The 13,540-nt window shown below is 39.2% G+C and carries 12 protein-coding genes; 8 read left to right on the top strand and 4 right to left on the bottom strand.

The window, feature by feature from the left end:
* Nucleotides 1–21 precede the first annotated feature (21 nt).
* Nucleotides 22–1,368, bottom strand: coding sequence for a cyclic 2,3-diphosphoglycerate synthase (locus NST93_RS13620; protein WP_405097912.1), 1,347 nt, complete (start codon nt 1,366–1,368; stop codon nt 22–24).
* 231 nt (nt 1,369–1,599) lie between these two features.
* On the opposite strand from NST93_RS13620, the gene glp reads away from it, so the two are divergent.
* The 6 genes from glp (at nt 1,600) to NST93_RS13590 (ending at nt 8,055) form a co-directional block, all read left to right on the top strand.
* Nucleotides 1,600–2,898 carry a gephyrin-like molybdotransferase Glp gene (gene glp / locus NST93_RS13615; RefSeq protein WP_405097910.1) on the top strand — a complete coding sequence of 433 codons (1,299 nt, stop codon included), beginning with the start codon at nt 1,600–1,602 and terminating at the stop codon, nt 2,896–2,898.
* A gap of 3 nt (nt 2,899–2,901) precedes the next feature.
* Nucleotides 2,902–3,393 carry a molybdopterin-guanine dinucleotide biosynthesis protein B gene (gene mobB / locus NST93_RS13610; protein WP_405097908.1) on the top strand — a complete coding sequence of 164 codons (492 nt, stop codon included), beginning with the start codon at nt 2,902–2,904 and terminating at the stop codon, nt 3,391–3,393.
* A 207-nt stretch (nt 3,394–3,600) separates the two neighbouring features.
* Nucleotides 3,601–4,350 carry an SDR family NAD(P)-dependent oxidoreductase gene (locus tag NST93_RS13605; RefSeq protein WP_405097906.1) on the top strand — a complete coding sequence of 250 codons (750 nt, stop codon included), beginning with the start codon at nt 3,601–3,603 and terminating at the stop codon, nt 4,348–4,350.
* 13 nt (nt 4,351–4,363) lie between these two features.
* Nucleotides 4,364–5,098, top strand: coding sequence for an SDR family NAD(P)-dependent oxidoreductase (locus tag NST93_RS13600; RefSeq protein ID WP_405097904.1), 735 nt, complete (start codon nt 4,364–4,366; stop codon nt 5,096–5,098).
* 67 nt (nt 5,099–5,165) lie between these two features.
* Entirely contained in the window at nt 5,166–5,600 is a 435-nt protein-coding gene (locus NST93_RS13595) for a MarR family winged helix-turn-helix transcriptional regulator (protein ID WP_405097902.1), read from the top strand.
* A gap of 286 nt (nt 5,601–5,886) precedes the next feature.
* Nucleotides 5,887–8,055, top strand: a complete 2,169-nt coding sequence (locus NST93_RS13590) for a YhgE/Pip family protein (protein WP_405097900.1) — start codon at nt 5,887–5,889, stop codon at nt 8,053–8,055.
* Nucleotides 8,056–8,457: 402 nt separating this feature from the next.
* On the opposite strand, the gene NST93_RS13585 is transcribed toward NST93_RS13590, so the two are convergent.
* Nucleotides 8,458–9,225, bottom strand: a complete 768-nt coding sequence (locus tag NST93_RS13585) for an ABC transporter substrate-binding protein (protein ID WP_405097898.1) — start codon at nt 9,223–9,225, stop codon at nt 8,458–8,460.
* A gap of 122 nt (nt 9,226–9,347) precedes the next feature.
* Here NST93_RS13585 and NST93_RS13580 point away from each other — a divergent pair, with 122 nt between their 5' ends.
* Complete coding sequence (locus NST93_RS13580) at nt 9,348–10,085, top strand: SDR family NAD(P)-dependent oxidoreductase (RefSeq protein WP_405097896.1); 738 nt, start codon at nt 9,348–9,350, stop codon at nt 10,083–10,085.
* Nucleotides 10,086–10,137: 52 nt separating this feature from the next.
* On the opposite strand, the gene NST93_RS13575 is transcribed toward NST93_RS13580, so the two are convergent.
* Nucleotides 10,138–10,662 (bottom strand): Crp/Fnr family transcriptional regulator, encoded by a 525-nt coding sequence (locus tag NST93_RS13575; protein WP_405097894.1) that lies wholly within the window; start codon nt 10,660–10,662, stop codon nt 10,138–10,140.
* Between the two features lie 235 nt (nt 10,663–10,897).
* Here NST93_RS13575 and NST93_RS13570 point away from each other — a divergent pair, with 235 nt between their 5' ends.
* Nucleotides 10,898–11,092, top strand: coding sequence for a helix-turn-helix transcriptional regulator (locus NST93_RS13570; RefSeq protein WP_405103892.1), 195 nt, complete (start codon nt 10,898–10,900; stop codon nt 11,090–11,092).
* A 37-nt stretch (nt 11,093–11,129) separates the two neighbouring features.
* Here NST93_RS13570 and NST93_RS13565 read toward each other — a convergent pair whose 3' ends face one another.
* Entirely contained in the window at nt 11,130–13,514 is a 2,385-nt protein-coding gene (locus NST93_RS13565; RefSeq protein WP_405097892.1) for a polyprenyl synthetase family protein, read from the bottom strand.
* Nucleotides 13,515–13,540: the final 26 nt, after the last annotated feature.

Raw genomic sequence — 13,540 nt, 5'->3', positions numbered from 1 at the left:
CGTCTGTGTCCCTGCTGTCCCTTAAACGAGCTGGAGATGATGTTTCTCGATAAATTTGCCGAGGATCGCTTTTAGATTTGGCCCCTCAATCTCGCTTAGGTCGTAATAGACGCGTGCTGTTGGTTTATTAATCGAAATAACTCGAGTTAAATCAATTGGGGTGCCAATAATCACGGCATCACAATCCGCATTATTGATTGTTTCCTCTAAATCTTTTAATTGCTGCTCGCCATAACCCATTGCGGGAAGAACATTTTCAATATGTGTGTACTTCTCAAAGGTATCTGTTAATGTCCCAACAATATAAGGACTCGGATCAATGACTTCTGCTGCACCTAACCGTTCTGCTGCAACAGTACCGGCACCAATCTTCATTTCACCATGTGTAAGTGTTGGACCGTCTTCAACAACTAACACACGTTTTCCGGTAATAAGTTCTGGATTATCCACTGTAATGGCAGATTCTGCTTTTATAATTTTACTGTTTGGACTTGCTGTTTTGATATTGTTTTCTACAATTTCCACAGCTTCTGCAGGTGCACTGTCTACTTTATTAATGATTGCCACGTCTGTCGTTCTTAAGCATACTTCACCGGGATAGTATTTTAATTCATGCCCTGGACGGTGCGGGTCAAGTACTGTGACAGCAAGATCTGGCTCATAGAATGAAAAGTCGTTATTTCCTCCATCCCATAAAATTACATCACAGCCGTCTGGGTCATTTTCTGCAGCAGCTAAAATAGCTGCATAGTCAACACCTGCGTAGACGATATTGCCTCTTGATACATGTGGTTCATACTCTTCCATTTCTTCAATTGTACAATTATGTTTTTTTAAGTCCTCCACTGTCGCAAAACGTTGGACACGCTGTGCATTTAAGTCACCATAGGGCATTGGGTGTCTGATTGCAATAACTTTTAAGTCATTCTCAAGCAATGTCTCAATAATCTTACGAGACGTCTGACTCTTTCCTGTTCCAGTTCTTACAGCAGTAACGGAAATAACTGGTTTACTGCTTTTCAGCATCGTACTGTTTGGTCCGAGCAATTTAAAGTCTGCACCTGCGGCATTCACCACTGCACCAATTCCCATAACATCTTCATAGCTAATATCACTGAATGCGAAAACACATTCATTTACTTTGAGTTCTTTAATCAGCTTTGGCAATTCATCTTGAGAATAAATTGGAATCCCCTCAGGATATAGGCTGCCTGCCAATTCACTTGGATATTTGCGTCCATCTATATCAGGAATTTGTGCTGCAGTAAATGCAACAACATTATATGCATGATTATCGCGATAATACGTATTGAAATTATGAAAGTCTCTTCCGGCTGCACCAATAATTATAATATTCTTAGTATCCATTTTATCGCTCCCTGTCTTGAAAGAATTATTATAATTATACTAGTTGATGTATATTTATGCAATATGTATTTTGCATTTTATATAGAAAGATTATAATGACCCCTCCTTGATTAATGCGGAATTTTCTAATATCTGTTATGATCGAAACAAATAATAGCTTATCCAGCCTCTAGATAAATAATGAAGAATCATCCGTAACCACACAATATGATTAGGATGAGGTGACTATTTATGGCAAAAAGACGGAAACCGATCAAAGTAAATGAAGCAATTGTTAAGCTGATGGATTTTGCAATATACGGTAAAACTGAATTCGTTCCGATTGAAGCAAGCTATGGACGTATTGTAGCCGCAGATATTATAGCCGATCATCCTGTTCCTCCATTTGATCGATCGCCATTTGATGGATTTGCTCTCCGATCAGCAGATACACAATCGAGCTCCAGTGCAAATAAGATTTCATTTGAAGTGATTGGTGAAATTGGAGCGGGCAGTACTTTTACTGAAGAAGTTGGTGCAAATGAAGCAGTTCGGATTATGACAGGCACGGCGATTCCTGCTGATTGTGATGCAGTGATTAAACTTGAATCGGTGACAGAATATGTGCAGGATGAAAAAAACTATTTTTATTTAAAACGCAGATTATCGTCTGGAGAAAATATCTCTTTTACTGGTGAAGATACACAAGAAGGAACAATACTTGTTTCTAAAGGAACATATATTAACCCGGGGGTCGTTGCAGTTTTAGCAACATTTGGTTATAAAGATGTCCCAGTAAGTGTAAAGCCTAAAGTAGGAATTATCGCTACAGGCAGCGAATTGTTAGACGTAGGCAGCGCATTGGAACCAGGTAAAATTAGAAATAGTAATGCTTATATGGTCTATTCCCAAGTTCTTCGGGCTGGGGGAGATCCGATTTACTTTGGCAAGCTTAGTGATGAGTTTGAACCCTGTTTTAACAAGGTGAAGGATACAGTAAATAAGGTGGACTTTTTAATTACGACGGGTGGGGTTTCTGTTGGAGACTTCGACTATTTGCCTGCAATTTATGAACGACTTGGAGCGGATATTTTATTTAATAAGGTTGGTATGAGACCGGGCAGTGTAACAACGGTTGCAGCATATGAGGGGAAATTGCTGTTTGGTTTATCAGGTAATCCCTCTGCATGCTATGTCGGCTTTGAACTTTATGCAAGACCGCTTATTCGTACATATTTACAAACCAAAGCCGTTTTTTCTAAGAAAGAAACTGCAGTGCTGGGAGCAGACTTTCCAAAAGCTAATCCCTTTGATCGTTTTGTTCGGGCAAATTTATCCTATGAAGCTGGCAAGCTGGTGGCAACTCCTGTTGGTTTTGATAAATCCAATGCAGTAACCTCTTTAGCTGGAGCAAATGTACTTATCGTACTGCCTGGTGGCACGCGAGGCTATGAAAAAGGCATGGATGTCTCTGTTATTTTATTGGAGGATCAAGAGGGTGCTAGCTTAGAAGCTTTTACTGCACCACATGTAAAGGCGAAAAGGAGCTAGGTCATGAAAGTCATTCAAATTATCGGCTTTAAAAATAGTGGAAAAACGACACTTGCGACAAAAATAATTGAAAAACTGGCAAAACAGGGATATCGTGCAGCATCTCTCAAGCATCACGGCCATGGCGGTGTGCCAATTGGAATGAAGAATACGGACAGTGAGAAACACAGACAGGCAGGAGCAATTTTTTCGGGAGTGGAGGGGGACGGATTATTCCAGCTTTCAGCAGCTTCCTGGAACATGGAGCAAATGCTTTCGGTATATCAATTGCTGCAGATTGATGTGCTTGTTATGGAAGGCTTCAAGAAAGAACCCTTTCCTAAAATTGCTCTTATTAAACGAAAAGAGGAAATGGTTTTACTTGAACAAGCAGAAAATATAATGGCAGTAGTTAGTCCTTTGTCATTGAGTGACAGTGCTGCCTGCCCTGTTTTTGATGTGAATAACATCAATGAATTGTTTGAATGGTTACATTCAGAGTTGTTACATGACTAGAATGAGACATTAATGATATGGCTATAATTCTAAGTGGAATAAAAAGATAATTTATCGAATCAAATGGTGGAGAAATAAGGCACTGATGGCTGTTTTGTCAAAATGAAATTGCGGAGGCACACTTTAATTGTCCTATTTTTTAACTTATGTTATTATTTAGTTGTTAAATAGTTAGATGTCTAAATATATGCGGAAGGGGTAGTTTTTATGAGATTACAAGGTAAGGTTGCTATTGTAACTGGCAGTGCTTCTGGCATCGGTAAGGGGATTGCGCTTGCTATGGCCAAAGAAGGTGCGCATATTGCAATTATTGACGTGAATGAAGAAATGGGAAGAGAGACTTTAGCTGAAGTAAATCAGTATACAGAAGGTTTACTTTTTATTAAGGATATATCGGTAAAAGAAAATATTAATGGGATTGTAAGTGAGGTTGTAGAGAAATTTGGCAAGCTCGATATTCTTGTTAACAATGCGCATGTATCAAGACAGGTTCCGTTCGTGGAAACAACACTTCAGCATTTTGAGTTATCTTTTGGAACAGGTTTTTATCCAACGTTTTACTTCATGCAGGCTGCTTATCCTGAACTAAAGAAAACACAAGGTAAAGTAATTAACTTTGCCTCTGGAGCAGGAATTGAAGGGCAGGCAACGCAAACATCTTATGCTGCTGCCAAGGAAGCAATTCGTGCCATTTCAAGAGTCGCAGCAAATGAATGGGGACCAGATGGAATTAATGTTAATCTGATTTCACCAATTGCACTTACACCAGGTGTTGAGAAATGGAGTGAGCAAGCGCCAGAAATGTATGAGGCAATGGTGAATAAGCTTCCGCTTCGCCGTCTTGGTGATCCGGAACAAGATATTGGAAGAACTGCGGTATTTTTAGCGAGTGATGATTCAAATTATATGACTGGGCAAACACTAATGGTTGATGGCGGGTCCATTAAATTACGTTAAGGAGGATATAACAATGGGAAGATTAGATAATAAAGTTGCAATTATAACTGGTGGGGCTTCAGGTATTGGTGAAGGAATGGTTGATCTATTCAGCAAAGAAGGAGCAACCGTTATTGCTGCAGATATTAACGAAGCAGCACTTGAGGCAGCTAGTAAAAAGGAAAATGTTTATGGCATGAAACTGAACGTAGCATCAGACGAGGATTGGAAGGCTTTTGCTAAGGAAGTAAATGAACGTTTCGGCAAGATCGACATTCTTGTAAATAATGCAGGAATTTCTTCAGAGAAACCTTTCCAAGACATCGATTTGGATGATTGGCAAAAGATGCTGTCGATTAATGGATTCGGACCCTTTGCTGGTATGAAGCATGTCGCTCCATATATGGCTGCGCAAAATAAAGGTTCAATTATTAATATTTCTTCTTATACTGCTCAGATTGGACAAGGATTTAATCATTATTCAGCATCAAAGGGTGCCGTTCGTGCAATCTCTAAAGCAGCAGCTACAACTTTTGGCCGTGAGGGTGTTCGCGTGAATGCACTCTTCCCGGGGATTATTGAAACACCAATGACAGAGGTTTTAAATTCGTCTAAAGAATTACTTGGCCGTCTTGTGCAAGCAACACCATTACAGCGCTTAGGGCGTCCAGAAGATATTGCCAATGCAGCACTATTCTTAGCATCTGATGAGTCTTCGTATATTACTGGATCCGAGTTAGTCATTGATGGCGGATTTTCTGCACAATAATTAGCAAAAAATGTATGTGCTCTCTTTAGTGGAGGGCACTTTTATTTAGAAAGCAGGTGTTTCTGAAGTGAAAGAGCAGACAATCTTCGAACTCATTCATTCAATGGATCAATTTACAAATAAATTACTTATACAATGGAATAAAATTTTTAAAGAAAACCTGGGAATTTCTCATATTCTTTTACTTGGTCATCTAAATCGGCATGGGAAAAGCAGGCCGTCTGATATCGCCAAAACATTGGGATTAACTCCGCCGTCTGTAACGCACTTGTCTGAAAAACTCGTAAAGAGGAACTTGGCTGTCCGGCAGGTCGATGAAAAGGACCGCAGAATTGTTTATCTGGCAATTACACAAGGTGGAATTGATATTGTCGATAAAGCACATGACGAAGGAAGAATTCTTCGGGAAAACCTTCTTGAAAAACTCACGGAAGATGAAGTAACACAACTGCTAGTCCTCTATGAAAAGTTGAATAAAGTGGGACACAGGGATATTCCCTGATTGTCCCACTTTTTTATATGGACGGGCGGTTTGGTCCGTGCAGCTTTTTGTCGCTTTGGTTGGACCTCTTCAATGCGTTTAATTCCTTTTTGCTCTTGTTTTTTGATTTTGGTTTACCAGACATAAACAACCCTCCTTCTAGGAATAGTATGCCTACTTTTTTAGAAAAAATAGATAGAGGCGCTTCCGCTGTTCTGCTTTCGCTAAAAACGTGGCAAAAATGGGATGAAGTTGTTATACTTTGGAATATTATAAGTAGAAGTATGAAAAGTAAGGAAGCGAAATTATGAAAAATAGTTGGAAGATATTCTCGACTGATGTGAAAAAGACTGGAACAAATTGGATTGCCCTTGTGATTATTGGAGGGTTAATTATTCTGCCATCACTTTATGCCTGGTTTAATATAAAAGCTTCATGGGATCCTTACGGGAGGCTTGATCAGCTGCCAGTTGGCATTGTTAATGAGGATAAAGGTGCGACAGTTCGCGATGAAGAAATAATGGTGGGCGATGAGTTAATTGCTACATTAGAAGAAGACGATTCGATGGAATGGCATTTTACTGATCGGAACTCTGCCATGGAAGACGTCAAATATGGTGATTTATTTGCAGTTATTATTATTCCAGAGGACTTTTCAGAAAGCTTGGCGACGGTCATCAGTGATGAACCTCAGAAGGCCCATGTAGAATACTTTGTAAATGAAAAAATCAATGCAATTAGTCCTAAGATGACGGATAAAGGTGCAAGTGTTATCGTCGAAAATGTCAGCAGTCAATTTGTTTCGACGGTGAATGGTGTCATTTTTGATATTTTTAATACAATTGGCATTGAACTAGAAAACGAATTGCCTAATATGGAGCAATTTAAAAAGTATGTTTTTGAGATGGAAGAAAGACTTCCAGAAATACATGAACTTTTAACAGAGTCGTCATCAGATGCAGACCATGCCGGTGATATTATTAACCGTGCACAGGCTCTGATGCCTGATGCAAAACAAATGGCTGCAGAGGGACTGCGGACGTTGGAGGATGCGAATGCATTTTTAGACGAGGCTGAAGCGCGTTTAAATGAGCTCGCACCAAAAGTTCAAGAAGACCTGGAACATGTGCAAGAAGTTATTTCGAGTACAAATGAATTTATTCAAGAGATGCAAAATACTGATTTTCAATTTACAGATGGAGAAAATAGTGTTGAGCAGATTAACTCCCGAATAACGGATGCAATTGCACAAATCGAGACTGTAGAGGAAATGCTGCAGCAACTGGAAGAACAAGCTGCTGATGAAGAAAGCAATGTTTCCAACGAGGAAATTACGCGAGCCCTCGAACAGCTGGCGGGATTAAAAGCAGAATTAGAAGCAATGCAAAACCATAGTACAGACCTCGTCCATTTAATAGATGAATCGAATGAAAAGGTGGGTCAGGTTCTTAGTGGTTTAAAAGAACGTGCAATAACGATAGATGAATCAATTGATGCATTTGTTAAAGAATATAAAGAAACAATTGAGCCAACTGTATTAGAAATGGTGGATAGTGCGCAAAGCACATTAAATCAAGCACATGGAATTTTAGTGGAAATACAAGATGCGATACCAGAAATTGAAGATATTTTATCCCGAACAGAAGGTAATTTAGCGGATGGAAAGGAACTGCTTGAAAGCGTGCTTGGTGAATATCCGCTTGTTAATGATAAGGTAAAACAACTGGCCAATCGAATTCGTGAGGTTGAGGCGGAAACAGATATCGGAGAGATTATTCAGCTGCTTCAGAACGATCCAGAAGCGGAGAAAGGTTTCTTCTCTGAACCAATTGTATTGGATGAGGAAAAGATTTTCCCGATTGAAAATTACGGTACTGGAATGACGCCATTTTATACCGTGTTAGCCATTTGGGTTGGCGGTTTGCTTCTGATCTCCTTATTATCTACGGAGGTTCATAACCCGGTGGGCTTTACAGAACGCCAGCAGTATCTCGGGAAGCTGTTTACATTTTTAACAATCGGCATACTGCAGACAATTATTGTAACCTCAGGTGACCTGCTGCTATTAGGTGTTGGTGCAGCACATCCAATCTGGTTAATGGTATTTGGTTTGTTTATTAGCACCATTTTCATGACAATTATTTACACACTTGTTTCTGTCTTTGGTGATGTTGGCAAAGCGATGGTCATTGTCCTATTAGTTCTGCAAATCGCAGGTTCTGGCGGTACGTACCCTGTTGTGCTTTTACCGGACTTCTTCCAAATGATTAACCCGTTCCTGCCATTTACGTATGCGATTGACTTAATGCGTGAAGCGGTAGGGGGAATTGTCTGGAACCGAGTTTTACGAGATGTTCTGTTCTTATCGATATTCGGTATTGCAGCATTCCTCATGGGAATCTATTTAAAACAGCCAATTAATAAGCGAACAAGCAAACTGGTTAAAAAATCGAGAGAATCAGGTATGTTTCATTAAACAGAGCCTAAGACAAAAGAAATATAACCTATCTAAATCCGAACGATACCTTAATTTCGTTCGGATTTGATGTTAAGTCCTGACTATTTTAATTCGGAATAACTCCCCCTCTCTAAGCCAGTCGGAGCAAGAAAAGCGGTGAAACTGTCCATAAGAACCTTTCTATAAGACAGTAACAGCAAGATAAGTCGTGAAACAGTCTATGAGAGCATCTCTATAAGACAGTAACAGCAAGATAGGTCGTGAAATTGTCTATCAGAACGCCATCTGTCCGGAAAAGCAGAGTTACTCTGAATTAAGATTATCAGCACTTCGTATCAATTAACCATTTATAAAAGGTTAACATTAGAAGCTTTCTAATCCATCATGCTCGCTTTTTAATTGTATGGTATTAGTTATATCTCAGCCCCAAACTTTTTTAAAGTAATCCGCTGCTTCAACCATTTTTGCTCCGTACCAAAACATTTCACCATCTATGACCATTGGTTTTACATTTGGCAGAAATGCTTGGAATTCCTTGAAATGCTTTTCTTGAAAAGGAAATGGTTCTGTTGCCAGAAGAATCATATCAAGCTCTGCTTGCAGAAATTCTTCCTCTGTAACAACCGGATATCTGCCATCCGCTTTAATAAAGGGGTTAATGAATCCCATTTCTTCAAGCAAAGATTGAATATATGTGTCTTTGCCAACAACCATATATGGTTTTCTCCAAATAACATAGGCTGCTCGTTTTCCATCAGCGCTTGGCAATGCTTGAAAAGCGGATTGTATATTGTTTATTAGCTCATTTGCTGCGGCTTTACGATCTGTTAAGCTGCCAAGGTCCTCAATCATACGATAAACATCTTTAATATGCTGCACTTCAAAAACAAATACAGGGTAATGCTGTTCAAGTATTTCAACAATTTCTTTCGTATTTTCTTCTTTTTCAGCAATGATTAAATCTGGCTTCAGTTCATGGATGCGCTCCAGTTTAATGTCTTTTGTTCCGCCAATATTGATTGCTTCTTGTACCTTATCTGCGGGGAATTTACAAAATCTTGTTCGGCCAATAATTTCCTTTTCGAGGCCCAAGTGATACATTGTTTCTGTAATAGCAGGAACAAGAGAAATAATCCGCTTTGGTTTTCCATTTAAATTTACCATTCTATCCAAATGATCTCGCCTCATCAATAAACACCTCCATGATGGAAACTGTATGTCACGAATAATTAAAGCATGTTAGTAAAATATTAGGTGTAGCTTTTAAACTTCTAAGGCTTATTTAAATTTATTATACATTGGAATAGTAAATGGGTAAATTACAAGACAAAGTAGCAATCATTACAGGTGGTGTCTCTGGTATTGGCGCTGAAACAGCAAAGTTATTTGCTTCTGAAGGTGCAAAGCTAGTACTTGTAGATATGAATGAGGAGAAAGGGAATGCTTTTGAGTCAGAATTGAAGTCTAATGGTGTGGAGGCTTTTTTCCTGCAAGCAGATGGTACGAATGAAGAACAGGTGAAAAATATTTATACCAAAACAATATCTGCTTTTGGAAAACTCGATATTCTATTTAACAATGCGGGAATTGGTGCTGTGAAGCCAACGGAGGAGCTAACCTATGCAGAGTGGAGAAGAACGGTAGAAGTTGATCTAGATGCTGTATTCCTATTTGCGCAGGCTGCAGTAAAGGAATTCTTGAAAGCTGATGGTGGCGTAATTGTAAACACAGCTTCGATGTATGGCTGGGTAGGATCTCCGGGCAGTGCAGCGTACAACGCTGCAAAAGGCGGGGTAATTAACTTCACTCGCTCACTCGGTCTGGAGTATGCTGAACGTAATATTCGTGTAAATGCAATTTGTCCAGGATTTATTGAAACACCAATTCTAGGTGAAACAGACAGAGAATTTCTATCTAACGCAACACCAATGAAACGATTAGGCCAAGCGGATGAAATTGCTAAAGCTGTTCTATTCCTGGCCAGTAATGACTCATCGTTCATGACAGGCAACTCCATAATTGTGGACGGCGGGTATACTGCACAGTAATAAAAAAGTGAGACAATCAGGGTCTGTTTCTGATTGCCTCGTTTTTATCTCATCAGGCTGGTGCATTAACTGCTTCAGCTTCTTCTGTTTGACTATCATTATAAGCTTTCTTTCCGAAACGGTTTTTAAGATATGGTGCCACAAAGCGGTCAACACCATAGTAGTAGCTAGCTGTTCCTGTGAATAATAGAATGATTGCAATCGTATAAAGTCCAGGATTCGTGCTTAATGTTCCTGCAAGCAGAAAGTTAAGGTTCATAAATGCGCCAGCAATAAGTGCAGGAATAGTTGCAGCTCCAACAATTAAACCAAGGCCGACTAAAAGTTCTCCCCAAGGAATAAGAATATTGATTATGCCTACGTTTGGTAATGCAAAGCCTTCTAAGAATGCAGCATACCAGCTTTGTACTGTAGGGTTTTCACCTGCAGCATTTGCGAGTGCTCCTTGTAAAAATCCACTTGCATCAAATCCGCCTGTTACTTTATGAAAACCAGCTGTAAGCCATTGAGTGCCTAGCCAAATTCTTAATACTGTCCAGATAATTGCCATTTTCGGTCCTTTTAGAAAGTTATTCATAATGGTATTCTCCTTTGTGGTTTGTATTGTGAAATGTTTCACTAACTTACATTTCAAATATAATATATATAACTTGTAAATACAATACTAAATTTAATCACTTCACATTTTATTCACAATAATATTGTGAAATTGTGAACAATTATTATTGAATAGTATGCATCAAGAATAAAACTCGAAGTTCTTTTAACCTGTCGCACAAGCAAGTCGAGTGATTTGTACAGAAATTGTTTAGATAAGTAATATAAACTATCCAGATCTTGATATACTGTATTTAATCTATTTAAGAAAAAATAATAAAGAAATAACAGAAGACCTCAGATTGCCGGAGAAATCTGTACGGTATTATGTAAGCAAGGCGTACAAAAAATTAGATAGCAGTAATCGAAAAGAAACGATTAAACTATTGGAAGAATTAATTGAGAGATAGGAGTGCATGGACAGTTGGACTGTCCATGCACGATTGCTTATTTCTCTCTATTTATGGTGTAGTTTAGAAAATGTTTTAAGAAATTTGTTTTATATGTGGCCTGTTCGATTAGTTCTGCAGCGAGGCAATAGTGCTCCCACATTGCCTTTTTTGCGTTGTCAGGGCCAAGAACAGTCACAAAGGTTGATGCTTGATTTGCTTGATCCCTTTGGGCTGGTTTGCCTAGTAATTCTAAATTCCCCTCAGCATCGAGGAGGTCATCTTTAATCTGAAAGGCTATCCCGGCATGATAGGCATATTTTTTCAAAGCAGCAATTTCTGCATCTGGACGATCTGCGAGAATTGCAGGCATGACGAGTGCTGCCTCGAAAGCAATTCCGGTTTTATAAAAACAGATTGTATTCAATTGATCCAGTGTTAACAACTTTTCCTTGGCATGTAAATCCATTGCCTGCCCTTTACACATCTCTGTAATCGTCTTTGCAGAATAGTTAATTAAGCGCAAAACTGCTATTGCATCAAATGCTTCGAGGGAAGCCTGTTCTTCGACAGCTTTCTGTGTTAGAAAAAGTCCTGTTAATTCAGCTGTTGCGGTGTTGTAAACCCTATGCACAGTTGGCTGTCCCCGGCGAATTGGCGAATTGTCCTGTGAAGGCAAGTCATCAAAAATCAGGGAGGCAGTATGCATATACTCGAGTGACTTTAACAGTGGCTGAATAGCAGTTTCCTTTAAGTCGAACTCCTTTACACCAATGAACCAGGTCATCAGCGGGCGAATCCGTTTTCCGCCGCTTTGGAGACTGAAGTTTGCTGCGTCGATAATTGGTTCCTGGATGGCGGGATCTCCCTCATCGGTTGGAATGGATAATCCAGCATTTATGCTCTTTCTCGCTGTTTCAATTGTATTTAAAAATGCATCCTTTTCCTTTTGGGACTGCTGATGATTTGTGATGATATGGTCACGAATTAATTTATCAAAGAAATCCACATAATCCGCTTTTTGAACCATCCTTTGGATAAGCTGCGAAAACTCCTTATCGCCAAAGGAAAGCACCTCCATGATTTCATTATATTTTTCTTTGCCCAATCTCGCTTTAAAGCGTTTTTGACTATTGATTGCACGGCTTAAAATCACTTCGCGTGTCTGAACATCTGACTGATAAACATCATGAAGCAAATAAGAAATAACTGCCCAGTACAATTCGAAGGGATTTACCAGATCTGGACGGTCTTTATGATGTGTTAAGTAGTATGTATATGGTGTGACTGCACCAGCAGCTAAATCATCAAACATATCGGTAAAGTCATCTGCCAGCTGATTGTATATTCCGTAATAGAATGTGCGATCATCGAAGCCTTCATCTTGAGGAGCGCTGATAACGGAGCGAACTATTAGCCGAGAAGAAGCTGACTTTAAAATGATTGGAATGAAAAGCGCTTCATTTGTATAATCTGCATTTGCAAGGTTTTTGTTTCGATCTACTTCCTGAGAGTGGAAGAATACATAAGCTTGTTCAAGAAACGTATCAACTGTTGCTTGGCTTTGTTTTTCCTTAATATACAGGAAAGCTGCTTTAAGTTCTGCATGTATATATTGAATGAGTGTTTTATGTTTACCTGACCATGCTTCTATTTCAGGAACTGAGCCTGTCAAAAGAGTTGTGCGAATAAAGTCGGTGTATTGTTCTTTCTCTTGATCTGATAAAACCTGTGAATCAAGGAGGTCATCGATGAATGGATAAGTTAATCCATATGCATAGCCCAGTCGAATTGCTCTATCCAGTTTTTGGCTTCGTTCATCAGTTGGGAGCTGGTCATCGAATTCATCTAATTGATGTAAAACAACTCCTGCAATAATTTTTATGAGTTTTCGTTTTGCCTCGGTATCATTCATCCCTGATGGAATATAGTCGGAAACCTTTTTCAGTTTATCAATTAGCCAAATCACTGTTAATTCAATGCCCTCTTTTTGAGCGAGTCGATACAGCCCGGCCATACTAAACAGGTCGAGTTCTTTTACTTCGTTTGCATCTGAAGAGTCTGTCATTTGTGTTTTTAATTGATTGACAGTACTTTTGATCTTCTCCTGTGTATCTTGTGATGCTAGTGACTTGCCTAAATCTCTCATATAAATATAGGCGATGCTTCGTTCCAGATAATGATCAAGCTTACCTGTAAGCTTGAGCCATTTAATATAGCTGGTGAAGTTTATATTATCTGGTTTTCGCTTTCCTGGCCTGATGAGTGGGGGGAGAGTTGACTGGGATATATGACTTTTCTGCCAGATGCTGAAATCCTTTGTTAATAAAGCGGCATAGGTTTTATCATTTAGCTGGCCGAAGAGTGTTTTGAAATATATATCTGCCTTCTTTTCATGTTCCCGATATGCGGCATCTGCCTTTTTCCTTAAATCATCATTCATTATAAAGTTCCCCGATTTCATATTAG

This window comes from Oceanobacillus sp. FSL H7-0719 (assembly GCF_045040795.1).
Taxonomy (GTDB): Bacteria; Bacillota; Bacilli; order Bacillales; family Amphibacillaceae; genus Oceanobacillus.
The sequence above is the reverse complement of the archived record's forward strand: the minus strand, read 5'-3'. Positions and strand labels throughout refer to the sequence as shown.